Genomic DNA, 19,769 nt, shown 5'->3' with positions numbered 1-19,769 from the left:
TAGTTTCAGTGCTTCTGCTTTAAATTCAGCAGAATGGAGAATACGTTTTTTCTTGTTTGTCATGGTTCACCTCATTAGTGATTGTACTCACTTAATTAGGTGTCCAAAACTGGTGGTGCGGATCAGTGTTACGGGAGTCATTCATCAAGTCTTTCACAAAGTACTTTGACATTTTAAAGGACATATTATGTTGACGAAGTATTTCATTGACCGAACATTCTAATGCAAATATTTCAGCTTCAGTAATCATTTTATGCACCTCCAATGTGCTTATTATATAATTCCAATAACTTCGAATTCAGTTCATCATCAGTAAAAGCAACAATATTACCGGCTGGCTTCGAATCATCTAAGCTTCCTATTCTCACTTCAAAATTTTCATTATCAAAACTATCTATAAAAATATGACTTCCTTTTTGTTCATCAAAAAATGATGCAAAGTTGTCTGTAATTGTCATATCAAATTTCATGTTTCTTCCTTGTAGATTAAACATCAAATAATAAAATCTAGTAACATTCTTGCCGATGTATGCAATAGCTTTGCAAATACTCCACGCGACATATTAAACGTTTCGCGAATATTGATTATTTCATCGGGTGAAATGGCGGGCTTATTTGCATCATTCATAGCATAAGTGAGTAAGGTTAGCTTGTCTTGTGCATGCGCTTAAATGTACGCAAATTACTTACACTTATTAAGTTAGCACTATGACGCGATATAAACCTGCTACCAGTGTGTAGCCGCAGGTTTATACCCCGTCAAATATATAATTTAGACGTTGGATAAAACTCAGCTGCGGAGCAAACCCTGTCGCGATATAAAATCACTGCTACATGGGCTGTTAGAAATGAAAACAAAAGTGCGGGATCTCTCCCGCGCTTCATTTTTCGCTTTAGTAATTTTGGTAATTACTTAGCCTGCCGTTTGTTCGTCACGGCTGCGTTTTTTGTCACCTTTTTTACGCATGTGTTTTTTAATTTCTTGGTACTTTTCACGTTGTTCAGCATTTAATACTTGCCATACTTGATGCTGCGTTTTTAGGTTAATTAAGCCAAATTGCTCGCCTTTGGTTTGGCGCTGCGCTAATAACTCTTTTGCTGCGGCTTCATCAAAGGCTGGCATATCTAACAATGCTTGCATTTGTGCCTTATGGGCAGCACGCTCTTGCTTCATGGCCTGTTTATCGTTGCCACGTAGCGCTTTAAATTGTGCTTTTTGCGCATCAAAAATGCTTTTTAACTGAGTTTGTTGTTGCTCAGTTAAATCAAGCTTTTTAACGCCACGCTCAGAGAGTAAAAAGCGCGCTTGTTTATGCTGTTGAGAATGGCCTGGTTTATGATCCATGCCCTCTTTTGCTATTACGGCGCCAGTGCCTAATGTTGCTGTCGCTAATCCACAAATTAATACTAGTTTAGAAACTTTACTTGAAATAGTCATAATCATTACCTTTGAGTTGCTTGTAACTTAGTGTCTGTTCAGTTGTTATATTCACTATAACTAACCAAGTGCAAAGCAACGCAAAGCAATGTAAAGGTTGTGTAAAGGTTCACTTTTAAGTGCGTTAAGGCGTAAAATGAAGTTATTCCAGCGTGGTTAAGGTGAGCAAATAATGAAGCTATTAATGATTGATGATGATACCGGTTTATGTGAGTTACTCTCAGAGTACTTAACTGCGCAAGGTTTTCAAATAGAATGTGCCCATGATGGCGAACAAGGCTTAAAACAAGCGCTTGAGCAAGAGTATGCATTAATTTTACTCGATGTTATGTTACCAAAACTAGATGGTTTTGAAGTATTAAAACAGCTTAGGCAAACAAAATTAACGCCGGTGATCATGCTAACCGCCAAAGGTGAAGACTTTGACCGTATTTTTGGTCTTGAACTAGGCGCTGATGATTACATTCCTAAACCATTTAATCATCGTGAATTACTCGCGCGGGTTAAAGCGATTACTCGTCGTATTGAACATATTACTAGCCTAGCAAATACCAGCAGTAATAAGTTAACCGTTAATAATATTGTTATAAATTTAGCTGCCCGCGAAGCGTATGTAGATGAACACCCGCTAAGCCTAACCGGTACTGAATATGAAGTACTTGCCTTACTGGTTAAACATGCAGGTGAAGTGGTCAGTAAAGAGCAAATAAGTGAAGAGGTGCTCGGTAGACGCCTAGCCTCTTTTGATCGCTCAATTGATATGCATGTGAGTAATATTCGTAAAAAAATTGCCGAGTTCAACAATGCAGAACGAATAAAAACCATGCGAGGGACTGGTTATGTCTTTATCCAAGGGGAGTAATAAAACTCGGTTTTCTTGGCTAAAACATCCTCAGCACTTTTTATTTTTCAAAATTTTTGTGTGGTTTTGGCTAACAGTAATAGGCACCATAACTGCATTGGTGTTTTTAAGTAACATTGCGACCAATCAAGTCAGTTATGAGAACTTACATGGGCCCATGCAGAAAAACTTGCAATACACGGCCAAAGGCATCGAACGTATGGTAGTCAAACATAATAAATCGATTGCCGAAATTTTAACTCATCCGCGGCTTGCAAAACAAAAGTTACTATATTTAAATTCAGATCAGCCAGATCACTCGCTCAGTAGCAGAGTACCATCAAGTGAGATTGATTTAAGTTTACTTAATTTCACTAAAAACATGCCGCCACAAATTATTTTTACCGAGTATTATCAAGCATTCGGACCGATAGAAATAAACCTTCCTGAGGGGCAATTTTACCTATACGAAATTGATGAGAATCATCAACCACCTTTTTTTATACGGTTAAAGCTGATGCCGATTTGGCTAAAAGTGATCATTGCTTTACTGGCTTCATTAACTTTAAGTTTTATATTTAGTCGTAACCTAATTGCACCTATTAATCACTTAAAGCAAGCTGCAATTAAGCTCTCTGACGGCGATTTAACCGCGCGCGCTGAAATTGATCCAAACAGGCAAGATGAACTGGGCGTACTTGGCCGTGACTTTAATAGTATGGCAACTCAGTTAGAGCAACTGATTTCTGCACAAAAGCGCTTATTGGCTGATATATCTCACGAGTTGCGTTCCCCCCTAACTCGCCTTAAAATGGCTACGGGTCTTGCGCAAATGCAGACCCCAGAAGAAAACCAAACCTATTTATTACGCATTGAAAAAGAAGCAAATCAGCTCGATAAAATGATCGCTGATGTGCTGCAAGTATCGCGCTTAGAGGCGAAAAGTCAGGCGCTATCGCTGCATCAACAATCCTTACAGATCATTATTGATCATGTTTTGAATGATGCGCAATTTGAAGCTAAACAGACCAATAAGCAATTAATTATAAATGGTCAACTCAATGTTGATATTTATTGTGACGAGAGTCTCATTGCCAGTGCGCTAGAGAATGTTTTACGCAACGCAATAAAATATGCAGAGCAAACAATCACCCTAACATTGAGTTTAAGTGATGCTATTTATATAGAGATCAGCGATGATGGCCCGGGCGTCGAACCGCAAAATTTAGCCAAATTATGTGAGCCATTTTTTCGCCAATCTGATGCACGAGACAGAACTAGCGGCGGTACAGGACTTGGCTTAGCAATTGCTAAAAATGCAATTGCCGCCCATTCTGGCAGTTTAACGCTGCATAATAAACAACCAAGTGGGTTATGTGTGCGTATCGCCTTACCTCTGGATAAACAAAAATAATCATGGCCATTATGTTTTACAGCACAGAGCAAAACTTACTTTCCCAACAACCTGAGATCACAGAGTTTTTTCAGCAGCAGTTGCACAAAGCGCAGCTGACTACCGATAATGGCGATTTATATTATGGCTATGTGATACCTGAGCATGCCAAGGCCGCTATTGTTATTTGCTCTGGACGCATTGAAGGATTAGATAAATACCAAGAGCTAATCTGGGAGTTATACAAAAATAACTATGCGGTGTTTATTATTGATCATCAAGGCCAAGGCCGTTCTTATCGCGCTTTAGCCAACCCTCATAAAGGTTTTGTTAATAAATTTAGTGATTATGCTGATGATTTAGCACTGTTTGACCGTTTAATTGTCAGTAAACTCTACCAAGGCAAAAAGGTCATCCTCGGGCATTCAATGGGCGGCGCGATTGCTTTTGATTTCCTAACCCGGTTTGAACATAACTACAGTGGGGTATTTTTGTCTTCGCCCATGTTTGATATTTTCACTAAAGGAATTCCCAAACCAGTTGCTAAACTTGCCGCTCGTATTGCCTGTTTATTTGGTTTTAATAAACACTATGCATTTGGCCAAGCAGATTATCTGCCTATTGCTTTTACACAGAACGACCTAACCAGTAGCGAAACTCGCTATGATTTATTTAGACAGACCTACCAAACGGATAGCGCGCTACAATTAGGCGGGGTGACTTACGGCTGGTTGAATGAAGCTTTTGGTTTTATGACAACTCTTGAAAAACAAAAGCTATTGATTCCACTTTTTGTAGCCAGTGCTGAGCACGATACTGTGGTTGATAACCAAGCCCAATTAGCCTTAGTTCACCGTCAAAGTAATGCTATTTTACAAACATTTGCGAATGCTAAGCACGAGTTACTATTTGAACAAGACACCATTCGCAAAGCTGTGCTTAGCCGTTTTTATCAGTTTTGTGATTCATTAACTTGAGCGCGGCTATGGCTCAATGACATTGGATCTTGATGGATCAAAATATCCATTTCACAATTAAATTCTTGTTGGATCATCGCCACTACTTCATCTGCTACATAATGAGCACGGATCAAGGGGAGTTGATCTTCAAGCTCTAAATGCATTTGAATAAACTTAATTTTACCACCTTGTCGCGTGCGTACATCGTGTACGCCAAATACATCGTTATGACTGTTAGCGATTGATATGATACTGGCTTTTTCGTCCTCAGGTAGTTCTTTATCCATTAAGTGATCAGCGCTTTGCCTAGCAATATCCCAACTGTTATAAAGCAAATAACCTGCAACACCAATGGCAAAAATAGGATCCGCGTACAGCATGTCATTTTGCGCAAGCAGTATGGCCAGCAGTACTGCTGCATTTAAAATTATATCGCCTTTGTAGTGCACAGAGTCTGCTTTAACTGCAATGGACTCGGTATGCTTAATGACTTGAGTTTGTACATAAACCACCACTAAGGTGCAAGCAATCGCAAATAGACTAACCCATACCCCGAGCATTGAATGATTTAACACCACAGGATTAAACAATCGTTCAATGCCATGAAACGCCAATAAACAGCCAGAGCCTGCAATAAATGCCGCTTGCCCTAAACCCGCCAAGGCTTCAGCTTTACCATGGCCAAAACGATGATCGTCATCAGCTGGGCGCAGTGCATAAAAGAGCACCATAAAACTCATTGCTGAAGCGGTAATATCCATCAATGAGTCGGTAAGTGATCCGAGCATAGACGCAGAGCCAGACGCAAGCCATGCCCAACATTTAGCAGCAATCATTAAACTCACCATCACCATAGTGACCACACTTGCTGTTTTTACCCAAAACTCATAACTGCGCTGATGCACGTTTTTGCCTATGCCTAAAGTGTTTACTTAAAATGAGTATATCATTTTTTTTATCTGTTTCGTGTATACTCTCGAACGTCAAAATGTAGATCACCAATAAGGCTCGTTATGCTTGATATCGTTTTATACCAACCTGAAATTCCACCTAACACAGGGAATATTATTCGCCTGTGTGCAAATACGGGCTATGCTTTGCATTTAATCGAGCCTTTGGGCTTTGAGTGGGACGATAAGCGCGTGAAAAGAGCTGGCCTTGATTACCATGAATTTAGCCATGTGCAACGCCATCCATCATTTGCAGCTTACTTAGAAAAATGCCAACCTAAAAAAGTATATGCATGTACCACTAAAGGCAGTCAGTTTCACCATCAAGCAAGTTATGAAGCGGGTGATTGTTTAGTGTTTGGCCCAGAAACCCGTGGCTTACCAGATGATATAATTCAATCACTACCTAATGAACAACGCGTGCGTATTCCTATGCAAGCTAACAGTAGAAGCATGAACTTATCTAACGCAGTGGCTGTTTTTGTTTATGAATCATGGCGTCAGTTAGGCTTTCCTAACGCGCAGTAAGTGATATTAAAATGCGCCTATACCATTGGGCGCTTTACCCTCTAATTATCTTTAAAATTTAGCACCGCCTAGCGCAATAAATTTGCCTTGCGTGGATTCGCATTATTTCTATTCCTACACTATTCTAAATAAGTTCTTTTTAAACTGATTCAACGGATTGTAATGCGTTTTATCCTTCAAACATGCTGTTTTATTAGTATGTTATCTACTGTAAATGTAAACGCGAGTGTAGCTGAATTAAATGCGAATGAGCTTTCGCTACCCGCCATTAATGACTTTACTCAAGACCCGAGTAATGCGTTTTGGCTCGCAACTAATAAAGGGCTGTTTAACTACGACTCGGTGCACCTTTTTAGTGGCCAAGCACCGCCTTTTTCATCATTTGCGAATCAAGCCATTTTACAAGTAGCGACTTATAAATCCTGGTTATTAATTAACACTGAGCAAGGGCTGAGTTTAATCAACTTAATTAACAACCAGTTAATTCAACTAACCGCAACACCGCTAAAACAGCCGATATTAACCACCGAGCTCGGCTTTTACTTTCTGTACCAAGGTCAGATCCACACTATAAAAGACGAAAAACTCCATTCCCCATTCGCCTTTTCAGAGCAGATCGTCGAACTCGCATTGGGATTTAACAACAGCCTATGGCTACATTCAGGTAGTAATTTAGTTAGTCACTTTGATTTAGCAAGTAATGCAATTACAGCTCAGCTCATCGTCCCCGCGCCTATCGCGCAGTTAAGTCCAAGTCAAACCTCAGCAGCGATCCTTATCAATACCAATAACGACCAACATTACCTGTTTAACAACACGCACTCTATGCAAGAAATAAAACTCCAGCATGCGCATGTTCAACAACTAAATTACTTTGATGATCAGCTCTATTATTTGCATAAAAATCGCGCTTATAAACATGATTTAACGACCAAAAACACGAATCCTTTGTTTTATAGTGCTCCTGCACGCTTTTTATCAATTAAACAAAACAACCAACAACTGTGGCTGCAAACTGCCACTAAAAGCTGGCTAAAGCTCCCTGCAATGCAAATTATCACAACCCCTATCACCGATAATCCTGCTCCGCGTATGCAGCAATACTTTGACATGTTGGAACAGTTAGGTAATTTTACACAACATAAAAAAATTATTACCATCGCTTATCTGCGCGAAGACAAATGGGCTGTTGCAACCGACACTGGTTTATATTTATACAGTGCCCGCAACCTCACTTTTGATTTATTAATAAAGGATCAAGTTGCTGCGCTGCATTCAACTGCCCCAACAACACTGTGGGTAGCAACCAAAAAGCAATTAATAAAATATGATTTTGCGACGCAGCAACAAAGCCAAACACTACCAATTAGTAACATTAATGCTTTAACATCCCTTAATGACGAGCAATATCTCGCAAGTGATGGTGAGCAATTATTTTATATTGCTAAACAACAGCTCACCGCCCTTGAGCTTGAAACTGAAGCCCTCGGGCAGATCAATGCTATGTATTATCAACGCAACTCTTCAAGGCTTTGGCTTGCGACAAGTAACGGCTTATGGCAGAGCCAATGGCAAGCACCTGAAAATTCTCAGCAAATAACACTTGAGATAAATTTTGATAAAGTAAGTACATTTAACACCACAGCCATTTACGAAGCACCACAAAATGCTTTGTGGATAGTTGATTCTCAAGCGATAAAACTCTACAAACCCAGCACTAACCTATGGGTTGAAAATGCCACTCATAGTATTGCCGCTTATATTGATGATTCTATTAGTTATGAGCAACTTCCAAAATCACTCTTTAGCGTTAGCTACCGTGATAAAATAATGTTGTTTGCGCCAACGGGTAATACTTTATTAGAAGTGCATTCAACACAAGTACCACCTCAAAACAGCTCTTTTTTAATCAGTCATCTGACTTTACACTATCAAGAGCAAGACCAAGACTATTACCACTTAGCAACCAACGCAGTAAATACCAGCCAACCGCTAAAAGGCATCTCTGTTTGGTTTAGCAGTAATGGCCTCTTACCTATGCAGCTCAATTACCGACTCGATCCCAATGGCGATTGGCTAGCACTGCCGAATGCTCAGACCATGCTGTCTCTGGCTAGTAATGCAAAGAATATTTATCTTGAAGTTAAAAACCTTAATCAAGTAAATAACGAGCCGTTAGTGTTAATGATTAAACAAACGGCTTTTGCCTTCCCTCACTGGATCAACCACCTCGTTTTAGCGGCTATTTTTGCTATTTTACTGCTGTTAATTGTTTATAGATTAAAAAGTGGTGCTAAGCATAATTTGGTCAACGCGTTAATGACGCAATCAAAAGATGCCATTTGGATCGCCAATGAGCAGTTTCAAATCACGAACATAAACCAAGCATTTACAACTATTTGTGGCTTTACTCTTGCTGATGTAGTGGGTAAAAAACCAAAAGCATTTACTGTAAACGGTCGCGATAAAAAATTAGAAAGCCTCATTTATAATGATCTAGAGGTTGATGGTTATTGGTCTGGTGAAATTTGGAATGTGCGTAAAGACGGGCAACCCTATGCCTTAGATTTATCGATAACCAAAGTAAAAACCCCTAACCTACGTACTAGTAGCGCGCATTATATTGGGTTATTTTCAGATGTAACTGCACGTAAGAATAATGAACGTGCGATGCTTAAATTAACCACTCGAGATTCTGTCACTGGGCTTTCCAATCGCACTATTTTTATTGAATCTGTAAATAAGGCAATTGCCAGCTGTAATAACAACTTCCCTAATTTACTGATTATTTTTATAGATTTAGACAATTTTAATAAAATTAACGAATCCCTTGGTCACGCAATCGGTGATGAACTATTAAAAGAAGTTGCGGGCAGACTCACTCGTAATCTTGATTCTGGTTATACCTTGGCCCGCTTAGGGGGAGATGAATTTGCTATACTCGTACCGCCCTATTTATATTCAGGCATGTCCGTCTTTTTCGCCAAAAAACTGGCCGATAATATCCTTAAACAATTCCAAACACCGTTTATGCTTGAGGGTATAGAGAGCTTTATTTCTGCCTGTTGTGGTATCGCCGGGTACCCAGAAAACGGTTATAACAGCGAAGCACTGATGCGCAGCGCCAATAGTGCGCTCAATCACGCTAAAAAGATAGGTCATAATAATTATCAATTTTTTGATAAATCTAAACACACAATTGATATGAATGAACTTAGTAAAGAAAGCGCACTTTTTCGGGCAATCGAACATCAGGACTTTCAATTATTTTACCAAGTAAAATATAACGCAGATAAAGATCAAATACATGGTTTTGAAGCCTTAGTGCGTTGGCCGCAAGTTGATGGCAGCATCATTAGCCCGGCTGAATTTATCCCCCTTGCAGAACAAAATGGCGCAATTATTCCACTCACTTTATTGCTAATGAAGCAGCTATTTAAACAACTAGAGTTATGGCGTAATGAAGGAGTAAGTTTTGGTAAAGTGGCAATTAATATTTCGGCTCTGCACTTTCAGCAAAGTAGTTTAGTCGAAACCCTCACTGAGTGTTTAACAAACTATGATGTGCCTGCACGCTGTGTTGAGTTAGAAATAACCGAAAGTGCCATGATGGATAACCCTGAATTTGCCCAACAGCAAATGAACCGCTTAAAAGCATTTGGCTTTACCATTGCGCTGGATGACTTTGGTACTGGTCATTCATCATTGGGTTATTTAAAACGTTTTCCAATCGATACTTTAAAAATTGATCGCTCTTTTATTAAAGATATTGTCGATAGTGAGCAGGATCGTAATATTACCGCGACAATTATTCGCCTCGCTAAATACTTACATATCGATGTTGTTGCCGAAGGAGTTGAAACTAAAGAGCAGGCTTATATGCTGCATGTTATGGGCTGTAATACGATGCAAGGCTATTATTATAGTCGTCCGCTTTGTGCTGAAAAGGTAGCTACTTATCTCGAAAAAAACAATCTGAGAAAACAATCTAATTTGATGAATGACTAAGTACCTTGTTAGTTATAAGATTAACTACCAGCGTTTATACAAACCCATAAACGCTGGCAGCTACAAGGCACTGTTACTCTGATTTTTGCTCGCGACCTAATAAAGCCATCGCGGCTTCTTTCACGTCTTTATTTTCATAAAGTACCTGATAGATTTGCTCAGTGATCGGCATTTCGATACCAGTACGTTGTGCAAGTAAATAGACTTCTTTGGTGTTGCGATAACCTTCGACCACTTGACCAATTGATGCTATCGCCTGCTCTACCTTTTCACCTTTACCCAGTGCTAAACCAAAACGACGGTTACGAGACTGATTATCGGTGCACGTTAGGATCAAATCTCCCAGCCCAGCCATGCCCATAAAGGTTTCTGACTTAGCACCAAGCGCGCAGCCTAACCGGCATAACTCAGCTAAACCACGGGTGATCAATGCTGTCCGCGCATTAGCACCAAAACCAAAGCCGTCAGACATACCAGCGCCAATCGCAATCACATTTTTAACCGCGCCACCGAGCTGAATACCAATAAAATCATTATTGTTATAGACCCTAAATGAGCGACCACAATGCAATAGTTCAGCTAACTGTTTTGCAAAGGCTGTTGATGTTGACGACACTGAAATTGCAGTAGGTAAACCCATCGCCATTTCTTTAGCAAATGTAGGGCCTGATACGACCGCAAGTGGCACATCATCACCTAATTCTTGCTGTGCAACCTCTTGCAAAAGTCGGCCTGTATCTGGTTCAAGCCCTTTGGTGGCCCATGCAACTTGTGCCCCTTCAAGTAATGAAGGCTTAATTTGCTGTAGCGTATCGCCAAATGCATGACTTGGCACAACAACCAAGATCACTTGGCTTGCAGTTACTGCGGTGTGTAAGTCGGCTTCAAGGTGTAAAGTGTCAGGAAAAGTGACATCAGGTAGGTAACGTTGATTTTTCCGCTCAGCTGCAAGCGTGGCAACGTCATCGCTATTGCGACCCCAAAGTGTCACTTGGTGACCGTTTCGGGCTAAACAAATAGCAAGGGCGGTGCCATAAGACCCCGCCCCTAATACAGTAACAGCTGAATTGGCTGTACTCATAAGTTATGCGTCTGCAGTTGCCTGTTCAGCTTGCGCTGCACGTTGCTGCATGTATTGAGCAAATAACGCATCAAAGTTCACAGGTGCAAGGTTAAGCTGTGGGAATGTACCACGGTTAACTAAGTTAGATACCGCTTCACGTGCGTACGGGAACAATACGTTCGGGCAGAATGCGCCAAGCATGTGTGCAAGTTGTACTTCTTCAACTTCAGCGATAGTGAAAATACCCGCTTGTTGAATTTCACATAAAAAAGCCGTTTCTTCACCGATAGAAGCTGTAACAGTCAGTGCTAATACTACTTCAAACACGCCTTCGTCTAATTTATTAGAACGTGTATCAAGGTCAAGCTTAACTTCTGGTGTCCATTCTTTTTGGAAAATAGCAGGTGAATTAGGCGTTTCAAAAGACACGTCTTTTGTGTAAATACGTTGGATCGTAAATTGTGCGCCAGTTTCTTCTTGTGCTGCTACGTTCTGATTTTCTTCGTTCATGATAATTCCTAACTTTTAATCGTTTTTATAATAAATGCTTAAGCGTTTAACTTAGCGTCAAGTTTGCCTTGGGCTTCAATCGCCATCATGTCGTCACAACCGCCGATATGCTCATCATTAATAAAAATTTGCGGTACTGTGCTCGCGCCACCTGCTTTGGCGATCATTTCGTCACGTAATTCAGGCTGTACACCAATGTCGATATTTGTAAATTGCACACCTTTATTTGTTAGCAACGCTAAAGCACGCTGACAAAAAGGGCAATACGCTTTGGTGTAAAGAACAACATTACTCATAACAATTCCTCTATCGGCCTAACTAACTTAATTAGCGACCTGTTGTCGTTGGTAGACCTGCACTTTGCCATGCACCCATACCACCAGATAAAACATAAACTGATTCAAAACCAGCTTTATGCATAGCAGTTGCGATACCTGAGGCTGTCATGCCTGTGGTACATACCAATATAATGGGTTTACTCTTAGACTTTTCAAGGCTTGAGAAGTCAGATTGTTTCGCTTTTTCAGGGCTAATATGCTCAGCGCCTGCTATACGGCCATTATTAAATTCTTTTTGTGCACGTATATCTACAACGACACCGTCTTCACGGTTAATTAATAACGTTAATTGTTGCGGATTTATTTGACGAATTGCTGAAAACTTACTTTTAAACCAGCCGCCCACGATGAGTGCAACTAAAGCAACCCAAGCTAAACTTAATATCGGATGATTACCGACAAATTCAATATATTGATCCATGCGTCTTCCACTATGAAAATTGTCCCGCGCCTGTAGCACTGGGGTTAAACGTAAGGGCAATGCCCTAGCCACGCAAGTATACGTGCTTGATTAGAAATTACCAGAGAGTGAAATATTTTAATATGTCCCTTTGATTGCTGATCATAACCACAAAACACGGTATGCTAAGGCTAAGCAGGAGCTAATTTTCAGGAACAAAAATGACACAACATAAAAAACCTCTCGTATTAATGATTTTAGATGGTTGGGGATACCGTGAAGATACCCAAAGCAACGCAATTTTAGCGGCAAATACCCCTGTTTTAGACGAACTTTGGGCAACTCGCCCGCACACCCTAATTTCTGCATCAGGTTTAGATGTTGGTCTTCCTGATGGGCAAATGGGCAACTCAGAAGTAGGCCACGTCAACTTAGGTGCTGGCCGTGTGGTTTATCAAGATTTCACCCGCATCACTAAAGCAATAAACGACGGTGAGTTTGCACATAATCCAACACTAGTTGAAAACATTGATAAAGCAGTAAATGCTGATAAAGCGGTGCATTTAATGGGTTTATTAAGCCCAGGTGGTGTGCATAGTCATGAAGATCATATTGTAGCTGCAATTGAATTAGCTGCAGCGCGCGGTGCTAAAGAAGTGTATTTTCATGCATTTTTAGATGGCCGAGACACTCCACCACGTAGCGCAAAAACGTCAATTGAACGTATTGAAGCGCTGTTTAGCAAATTAAACTGTGGTCGCTTAGCATCAATCATTGGCCGCTACTATGCAATGGACCGCGATAATCGCTGGAACCGAGTAGAGCAAGCTTATGATCTAATGGTCAGTGGGATCGCACAACATAGCTACGAAAATGGTGTTGATGCATTAGCTGCGGCTTACGAACGTGATGAAAACGATGAGTTTGTTGCTGCAACTACCATAGCAGCACAAGGCCAAGACGCAGTACAAATTAATGACGGTGATACGGTTATTTTCTTAAACTTTAGAGCCGACCGTGCTCGTGAAATGACCCGCGCATTTGTTGATAAAGACTTTGACGGTTTCGCCAAGAAAAAAGCCCCCGCACTAAGCGGCTTTGTTATGTTGACCGAATACGCAGCAGACATCGACGCACCAGCAGCCTTTGCCACAGTCCCTTTGACTAATGTATTGGGTGAATGGTTTGAAAAACACCATAAAACACAGCTACGTATTTCTGAAACTGAAAAATATGCACATGTGACGTTTTTCTTTAGTGGCGGACGTGAAGATGAATTTGAAGGTGAAACCCGCGAGCTGATCCCATCACCACAAGTTGCGACCTACGATTTACAACCTGAAATGAATTCAGAAATGCTCACCGATAAACTCGTCGAAGCGATTAAAAGCGGTAAATACGATGCAATTATTTGTAACTATCCAAATGGCGATATGGTCGGTCACTCAGGTGTATTTGAAGCCGCAGTAAAAGCCTGTGAAGCAGTCGATCAATGTATTGGTCGTGTTGTTGCTGCCCTTGAAGAATTTGGTGGTGAAGCATTAATTACAGCTGATCACGGCAATGCTGAACAAATGGCTAACCTTAAAACTGGCCAAGCGCATACCGCACACACCAGTGAACCGGTTCATTTCATTTATGTTGGTCGTGATGCAACACCAAGCGAAGGCAAAGCCCTCAGTGATGTTGCGCCAACCATGTTGCACTTAATGGGCATGGAACAACCAAGCGAGATGACTGGCACACCAATCATGACATTGAAATAAACCATGAACAAAAGTATTAACCCATTAATTTTTAGTACGCTCGTTGTTACTGCGTTAATACTCACTTCATTAGTGACGGCCCCTGCCGTCGCTAATGAAGATCGTACTAAAAAAGATCTCAGCGAAATCCAAACAGCATTAAAGCAAAGCCAAGCTGAACTTGCCGCCCAGCGTAAAGACATCGAAAAATCGCAAAAGAACCTGCAACAGCACGAACTCGAGATCGCAAAAAATGCCAAGGCACTGAATATTGCCGAGCAATCAATTCGCGATACTGAAAAACAACAACAGCAGCAACAGCAGCAAGCTGAAGCACTTGAGGAAAAACGCCTAGAGCAGCAACATGCACTCGCCGCACAAATTAAAAGTGCCTATATGTCTGGCGGACATGACTACTCTAAAATGCTATTAAATCAAGAAAATACTGCACAGGTTGAACGCACCTTAAGTTATTATAATTACCTCAACAAAGCGCGTATTGAGCAAATTGATGAGTTAAAAGCACTCCTGATTGAAATAGCGGATGTACAAACCGAACTTGAAAAAACCAAGCAACACTTAGTTGTGCTCCATAAAGAGCAAGCCAATCGTCATCAAGCACTCATTGCAGCGCAACAACAACGAAAAGCCAACATCAGTGAATTAAAAACCAAGCTTAGCTCAACCAAAAACTCAATTGATTACTTAAAAGATAATGAAAAAACCCTAGTAGCTACCTTGCAAGAACTTGAAAAAGAAAAAACTAAAAAGGTTGAGTTGCTGGGCCTATCAGCCAGTAAAGGTAAATTAAACTGGCCAACAAAAGGTAAAATTGAGCACAGCTTCGGCCAACATAAGCACGGTGGTATTGACTGGAAAGGCGTATTAATTGGCGCTAATGAAGGCAATAATGTGCATAGCGTCCACAACGGTCAAGTCGTGTTTGCTGATTGGTTAAAAGGCTACGGCTGGGTTATTGTTATTGACCACGGTGAAGGCTTTATGAGTTTATACGGCCATACTCAAACCTTACTAAAAGACGTAGGTGATATAGTACGCCAAGGCGATATTATCGCTTTAGTTGGTCAAAGCGGCGGACAAGCAAATTCTGGTCTATACTTTGAAATACGCCACAAAGGACGCGCAGTAAATCCTGTAACATGGTGCAGACGCATTTAATTGATTAAACAGCTGCACCCCACTGGGAGCAGCTGATGCTAAATACACAATTACAAATACAGCGGTTACAATACCCTGCTTTTAATCGCATTCTAATAAGCTATTTATTACTCGTTAGCGTTTTTTTGTGCCTAAGTTTTAATAGCTTTGCAGTGACCTCGGTGGGCGATTTAAAAAGCCAACAAAAAAACGAAATCCTCTTTAATATCCATGCCTATTATGTTGAAGACTTAGCTTTACAACAAAGCTTTGAAAGCAGCCAACAATTTGAAGCCCTGCTTGCACAGCTAGACCCATACTCTAAGTACCTTGATGAACACGAGTTAGAAGCGCTATTTAGCAGCACTAACGGCCGCTATACAGGCCTTGGGATTGAAGTAAAACAGCAACAACAAAAAATTATTATTGTAAATACGATCAAAGATTCTCCCGCAGCCATTGCCGGAGTACAAATGAATGATGTGCTACTTGCCGTTAATCAGCAAACGGTCGCACATAAAGACATCAATCAAGTTGCACAAATGATTAAAGCGAGTGACACAGCAACGGTTACCTTAACGATTGAACGAGGTAATTCACCACAAGCCATTTATTTTACTCTGACTAGATCAGAAATTAACTTAGAGAGTGTCACCAGTTCATTATCAGAGTTTGGTATTGGTTATTTGGCAATAAATAGTTTTACCAATCACACCTTGCATGATGTTGCGCGGCAAATAACAGCACTGCAAAGCCATTACGGTAATCCACTTACAGGCTTAGTGCTCGATTTACGCGACAATCCAGGCGGCACATTACAAAGTGCTGTAGCGGTATCGGATCTGTTTTTACAAAGTGGCACCATAGTCACCACCAAAGGTCGCTTTTATGATGCAAACCAGCACTTTCGCGCCAAAAAAGGTGATATTTTAAATGGTGCGCCAATCGTGGTACTTATTAATGAAAACTCGGCCTCAGCAGCAGAGATTTTAGCCGCTGCACTTAAAGACAATCACCGTGCCACACTAATTGGCAGCCAATCATTTGGCAAAGGCTCTGTGCAGTCTCTGATCCCATTAGGCAATGGTAATACAGCACTAAAACTAACCACTGCAAAATACTTTACCCCCTCAGGACAATCAATTGATGGCATTGGCGTAACCCCTGATGTGGCGATTAATCAATCAACCCTTTCGCAAATTGATAAAGTAGTTATAATAAAAAACGAACAAGGAAATGACGATCAGCTATGGTCACGCACAGACTCAGCTGATCCACTGTTATTAAAAGCACAGCAGCTATTAACTATGAAATAAAGCTTTTAGCTCACTATAAAAAAGATAATAAAAATTATAAACGTGAAAAAATTAACTTGGTTGTTCTGGCTTTTTTTTAGCTTGCCTACGCTTGCCGCAAATAAGCAAATAGCGATTGTAATTGATGATATTGGCAACCATCAACGCGACCTCGAAATCCTAAATTTACCAGGTAAAATATCGTTCTCGATTTTGCCTCATACCCCGTATTCGCAAATTTTTGCGCGCTTAGCCAGTAAATCAAATAAAGAATTACTGCTACATATTCCCATGCAAGCACTGGATAACAGTAAAGCACTAGGCCCCGGCGCACTTACCAGCGATATGAGCAAAGAACAATTACAAATCACCCTCGGCAATGCGCTTGCAACCTTACCTCAGGTGAAAGGTGTAAATAATCATATGGGCTCAGCACTTACTCAAGAAAGCCTGCCCATGAAATGGACTATGGAGGTGCTGAAAAAGCGCAACCTGTACTTTTTAGATAGCCGCACTACTGGCTTAAGCCAAGCGCAAAATGTTGCCAACTTATATGGCGTTGAAAATGTCGGCCGCCATGTGTTTTTAGATAATATTCCCAATGAGAAACAGTTACAATTTCGCCTCAACGAACTAAAGTATAAAGCCGAACGTTATAACTTCGCCATCGCGATTGCCCACCCTTACCCTGAAACCATTGAATTTTTACAGCGCATGCTACCCGAACTTGAACAACAAGGTTTTGAACTCGTGCCGCTATCGCAGCTGGTAGAGCGTAAATATATACAACTCGCACAAGCTGAGCATAAAGGGGTTAGTGCGAGGTAAGCGACAAGTTGCAAGGGAAAAGGAGCGAGGTTCTAGGAAAACAGAATAGTCCGTCGTTAAATTAACTACCGTAGGTTGTGGTTGAGAGCAACGAAACCCAACAATGTAAGAATAAAATTGAGTGACGGCTTCGAGCGATCAGCGGACGGTCGGGTAAACTCGTTTTTGGACAAAAGCTTGTCAGTGACATTTCTAATTTAGAATATTACGGATAATCTCAGGTATTGTGATTATTCGTAATACTGTCTATTCGACATTCATTTGTAGCGTAAGCGCATCATAAACCCCGCATTCTAATCGTCTAGCCCGAATAATAAGATCAAACCTCCATGGCTTTACTGCTCAAGCGCGGACTCGCCAGGTGCCGCACTCCCTAATGTGAGACATATCGTCTTGTATGACTATCAAAACAGTCGCGCGAGGTCGTGCCCTGTAGCCTTCTTGGGCGACTATGATGGGTATCTGCAAACCGATGGCTATGTTGTTTATGATGGGCTTCATCTCGTCACCAATGTCGGTTGCTTCGCGCATGCTCGGCGCAAGTTCATGGACGCGAAAAAGCTTCAAAGCAAAGGTAAGTCAGGCAAAGCGGATAAAGCGCTAGCCAAAATCCAGAAGCTCTATGGGATAGAATCCCGCTTAAAAGGTGAGCCTGCGGAAAAACGAAAAGCAGAACGCCAGCAGCATGCCAAACCGATACTGGATGAGCTTTACGAATGGATGACAACTCAACAAGTGCTTGAGTCTAGCCCGCTGGGTAAGGCGATAAAATACACGCTCGGCCAATGGCCGAAGCTGATCCGCTATATCGATGACGGTCACTTATCGATAGACAACAACCGAGCTGAACGCGCAATAAAACCGCTGGTTATTGGGAGAAAGAACTGGCTCTTCTCGACCAATCCCAATGGAGCGGAAGCGAGCGCGATGCTTTACAGTATCGTCGAGACAGCGAAAGCCAACGGCCTTATCCTTTACGACTACATGGTCAAGTGCATGCAGGAGTTAGCGAAAGCTGAACCTGATATCGATGCACTCCTGTCTTGGAACTTCAAACACTAACAATATCGCCCCGTGGGATCATGGGGCGCATACTCTTTTTCTGGTCATGACGCCAACTTGTTGAACTAACATTTGTAAAACTCACGCTCAATAAATGTGCCAATTACCTTGTCATGTATTTCTTCAGATTTAGAGAAACCAATGGTTTTGCGATTTAGCCGTTTTAATCGCGTTCTCAATGTTAGATTTTGCCGTTCTATACGTTGAGTAAAAAACTTCCCGGTAATGTGCTTTTCTGCTGGAAGGTTTGAGGCGTAAACCTTGAAGTCATCAGTACAGAAGAAGTTGATTGTAAATGGTTTTAGGAGCATCAATAGAGCTTGAAATGTTTCTTCACTGCGACGACCAAAAGTATGGGCGATGATCCGATTAAACCTTGGTTCCCAAGCATACCAAAGCCAACGTTGGTTCTTTTTGTTCTGAACAAATGATCATTGCTCATCGACCTCACAGATAAGCTCAATTCTAGCATTATCAAACGGGACTGTAGTTACTTGTCTTGGTTGGAGTTTTTTAGTGTTCTCAATACGGTATTAAATCCCACTTTCAGCACTCTGGCAGTATCACGTAGACCTGCGTTATTCATGGCCATATCTACAATTTGTTCTTTCACACCAGGATGATAATAATGTGTAGCTTAAAACCGAAAAACCAACCTATTGTCCCTTTACCGCGTTTCGCAACACCATCAAAACACGATGTCTTGGTATCCTAATGTTATGACAAACTTTTATTGATGTTGAATCGACAAAAGCTATCCCTGTTGGCTTTCCTTTTAATGAGCTGAAGTAGCTACAAAGTGGAACAAGTACTGTTGGCATCAATTCCAGAAAGCGAGTGTAACTCAATAGATTAGGGAAATAGTTACGCCAGTATCTTGCAACAAAACCAGTGTAGAAGTTCTTGAAATCACGGTGATTTGACTGATGAAAGCAGATAACTATGGTCATAATTTCGCTTGTCGACATTCGAGAAGCACGTTTACGCTTTGCTAGTCCCATCAGCTAGTTGAAGCTTCTCCCACTCAGGAATGAAAACTGAACAAAAATCATCGACATCACAAAAAACATCAACTAGCTTATCCATAAAGCCCACCATGTTTGTGTTCAAATCGTTTTTAGTCGAAGGATCGTAAGCGTATAGCTAACGACACCTAGCTTTGCTTAATGTTCCAAGGTAGCAGTGGCTCAAGGTTATCTGGCTGCTCAGCAAGGCGCTGTAAGCAAGTAGAGATATAGTCATGCACCACAAGG

Annotated in this window: 16 protein-coding genes and 3 pseudogenes; 10 read left to right on the top strand and 9 right to left on the bottom strand. The window is 41.1% G+C overall.

Going from position 1 to position 19,769, the window contains the following annotated elements; genetic code table 11:
* Window positions 1–251: 251 nt before the first annotated feature.
* A complete protein-coding gene (locus H5200_RS21090) occupies window positions 252–470 on the bottom strand; it encodes a hypothetical protein (protein WP_182762516.1) in 219 nt (72 codons plus the stop codon).
* A gap of 443 nt (window positions 471–913) precedes the next feature.
* A complete protein-coding gene (locus tag H5200_RS21085; RefSeq protein WP_182758393.1) occupies window positions 914–1,438 on the bottom strand; it encodes a Spy/CpxP family protein refolding chaperone in 525 nt (174 codons plus the stop codon).
* 172 nt (window positions 1,439–1,610) lie between these two features.
* On the opposite strand from H5200_RS21085, the gene H5200_RS21080 reads away from it, so the two are divergent.
* Genes H5200_RS21080 through H5200_RS21070 form a run of 3 tightly spaced genes read left to right on the top strand, consistent with a single transcriptional unit; the run spans window position 1,611 to window position 4,649 of the window.
* Window positions 1,611–2,300: a response regulator gene (locus H5200_RS21080; RefSeq protein WP_149982148.1), complete on the top strand. Its 690-nt coding sequence runs from the start codon at window positions 1,611–1,613 to the stop codon at window positions 2,298–2,300.
* Window positions 2,278–3,693, top strand: coding sequence for an ATP-binding protein (locus tag H5200_RS21075; protein WP_182762514.1), 1,416 nt, complete (start codon window positions 2,278–2,280; stop codon window positions 3,691–3,693). Before H5200_RS21080 ends, H5200_RS21075 begins: the two co-directional genes overlap by 23 nt.
* 11 nt (window positions 3,694–3,704) lie before the next feature.
* The gene (locus H5200_RS21070; RefSeq protein WP_182762518.1) at window positions 3,705–4,649 is read left to right on the top strand and encodes an alpha/beta fold hydrolase; all 945 of its coding nucleotides are present in this window, start codon (window positions 3,705–3,707) and stop codon (window positions 4,647–4,649) included.
* Here the strand turns inward: H5200_RS21070 and H5200_RS21065 are convergent.
* Window positions 4,625–5,536: a cation diffusion facilitator family transporter gene (locus H5200_RS21065; RefSeq protein ID WP_149982150.1), complete on the bottom strand. Its 912-nt coding sequence runs from the start codon at window positions 5,534–5,536 to the stop codon at window positions 4,625–4,627. The genes H5200_RS21070 and H5200_RS21065 overlap by 25 nt on opposite strands.
* Window positions 5,537–5,644: 108 nt before the next feature.
* Here H5200_RS21065 and trmL point away from each other — a divergent pair, with 108 nt between their 5' ends.
* Together trmL and H5200_RS21055 are read left to right on the top strand one after the other, a co-directional pair.
* Window positions 5,645–6,109 carry a tRNA (uridine(34)/cytosine(34)/5-carboxymethylaminomethyluridine(34)-2'-O)-methyltransferase TrmL gene (gene trmL / locus H5200_RS21060; RefSeq protein ID WP_149982151.1) on the top strand — a complete coding sequence of 155 codons (465 nt, stop codon included), beginning with the start codon at window positions 5,645–5,647 and terminating at the stop codon, window positions 6,107–6,109.
* 162 nt (window positions 6,110–6,271) lie between these two features.
* On the top strand, window positions 6,272–10,117 hold the full coding sequence (locus H5200_RS21055; protein ID WP_182739741.1) for an EAL domain-containing protein: 3,846 nt from the start codon (window positions 6,272–6,274) through the stop codon (window positions 10,115–10,117).
* A gap of 73 nt (window positions 10,118–10,190) precedes the next feature.
* Here the strand turns inward: H5200_RS21055 and gpsA are convergent, their stop codons facing one another.
* Genes gpsA through H5200_RS21035 form a run of 4 tightly spaced genes read right to left on the bottom strand, consistent with a single transcriptional unit; the run spans window position 10,191 to window position 12,449 of the window.
* The gene (gene gpsA, locus H5200_RS21050; protein ID WP_145235238.1) at window positions 10,191–11,198 is read right to left on the bottom strand and encodes an NAD(P)H-dependent glycerol-3-phosphate dehydrogenase; all 1,008 of its coding nucleotides are present in this window, start codon (window positions 11,196–11,198) and stop codon (window positions 10,191–10,193) included.
* Between the two features lie 3 nt (window positions 11,199–11,201).
* Window positions 11,202–11,690 carry a protein-export chaperone SecB gene (secB, locus tag H5200_RS21045; protein ID WP_145235236.1) on the bottom strand — a complete coding sequence of 163 codons (489 nt, stop codon included), beginning with the start codon at window positions 11,688–11,690 and terminating at the stop codon, window positions 11,202–11,204.
* A 38-nt stretch (window positions 11,691–11,728) separates the two neighbouring features.
* Window positions 11,729–11,986, bottom strand: a complete 258-nt coding sequence (gene grxC, locus H5200_RS21040; RefSeq protein ID WP_145235234.1) for a glutaredoxin 3 — start codon at window positions 11,984–11,986, stop codon at window positions 11,729–11,731.
* 31 nt (window positions 11,987–12,017) lie between these two features.
* Window positions 12,018–12,449 carry a rhodanese-like domain-containing protein gene (locus H5200_RS21035; protein WP_149982153.1) on the bottom strand — a complete coding sequence of 144 codons (432 nt, stop codon included), beginning with the start codon at window positions 12,447–12,449 and terminating at the stop codon, window positions 12,018–12,020.
* Window positions 12,450–12,649: 200 nt separating this feature from the next.
* On the opposite strand from H5200_RS21035, the gene gpmM reads away from it, so the two are divergent.
* The 5 genes and pseudogenes from gpmM to tnpC form a co-directional block, all read left to right on the top strand.
* The gene (gene gpmM, locus H5200_RS21030; RefSeq protein WP_182717197.1) at window positions 12,650–14,194 is read left to right on the top strand and encodes a 2,3-bisphosphoglycerate-independent phosphoglycerate mutase; all 1,545 of its coding nucleotides are present in this window, start codon (window positions 12,650–12,652) and stop codon (window positions 14,192–14,194) included.
* 3 nt (window positions 14,195–14,197) lie between these two features.
* A complete protein-coding gene (locus H5200_RS21025; RefSeq protein ID WP_149982155.1) occupies window positions 14,198–15,352 on the top strand; it encodes a murein hydrolase activator EnvC in 1,155 nt (384 codons plus the stop codon).
* Window positions 15,353–15,387: 35 nt separating this feature from the next.
* Window positions 15,388–16,647: a S41 family peptidase gene (locus H5200_RS21020; RefSeq protein WP_182762511.1), complete on the top strand. Its 1,260-nt coding sequence runs from the start codon at window positions 15,388–15,390 to the stop codon at window positions 16,645–16,647.
* 42 nt (window positions 16,648–16,689) lie between these two features.
* Window positions 16,690–17,454: a divergent polysaccharide deacetylase family protein gene (locus tag H5200_RS21015; protein ID WP_182717199.1), complete on the top strand. Its 765-nt coding sequence runs from the start codon at window positions 16,690–16,692 to the stop codon at window positions 17,452–17,454.
* A 330-nt stretch (window positions 17,455–17,784) separates the two neighbouring features.
* Window positions 17,785–18,516 (top strand): annotated as a pseudogene (tnpC, locus tag H5200_RS21010) (IS66 family transposase); the annotation flags it as partial.
* A gap of 65 nt (window positions 18,517–18,581) precedes the next feature.
* On the opposite strand, the pseudogene H5200_RS21005 reads toward tnpC, so the two are convergent.
* Both H5200_RS21005 and H5200_RS21000 read right to left on the bottom strand, forming a co-directional pair.
* A pseudogene (locus H5200_RS21005) lies at window positions 18,582–19,135 on the bottom strand (IS1 family transposase); the annotation flags it as partial.
* 2 nt (window positions 19,136–19,137) lie between these two features.
* Window positions 19,138–19,602: pseudogene (locus H5200_RS21000) on the bottom strand (transposase); the annotation flags it as partial.
* Window positions 19,603–19,769 lie beyond the last annotated feature (167 nt).

Source organism: Pseudoalteromonas sp. SG43-7, from assembly GCF_014164295.1.
GTDB classification, from domain to species: Bacteria; Pseudomonadota; Gammaproteobacteria; order Enterobacterales; family Alteromonadaceae; genus Pseudoalteromonas; species Pseudoalteromonas rhizosphaerae.
The sequence above is the reverse complement of the archived record's forward strand: the minus strand, read 5'-3'. Positions and strand labels throughout refer to the sequence as shown.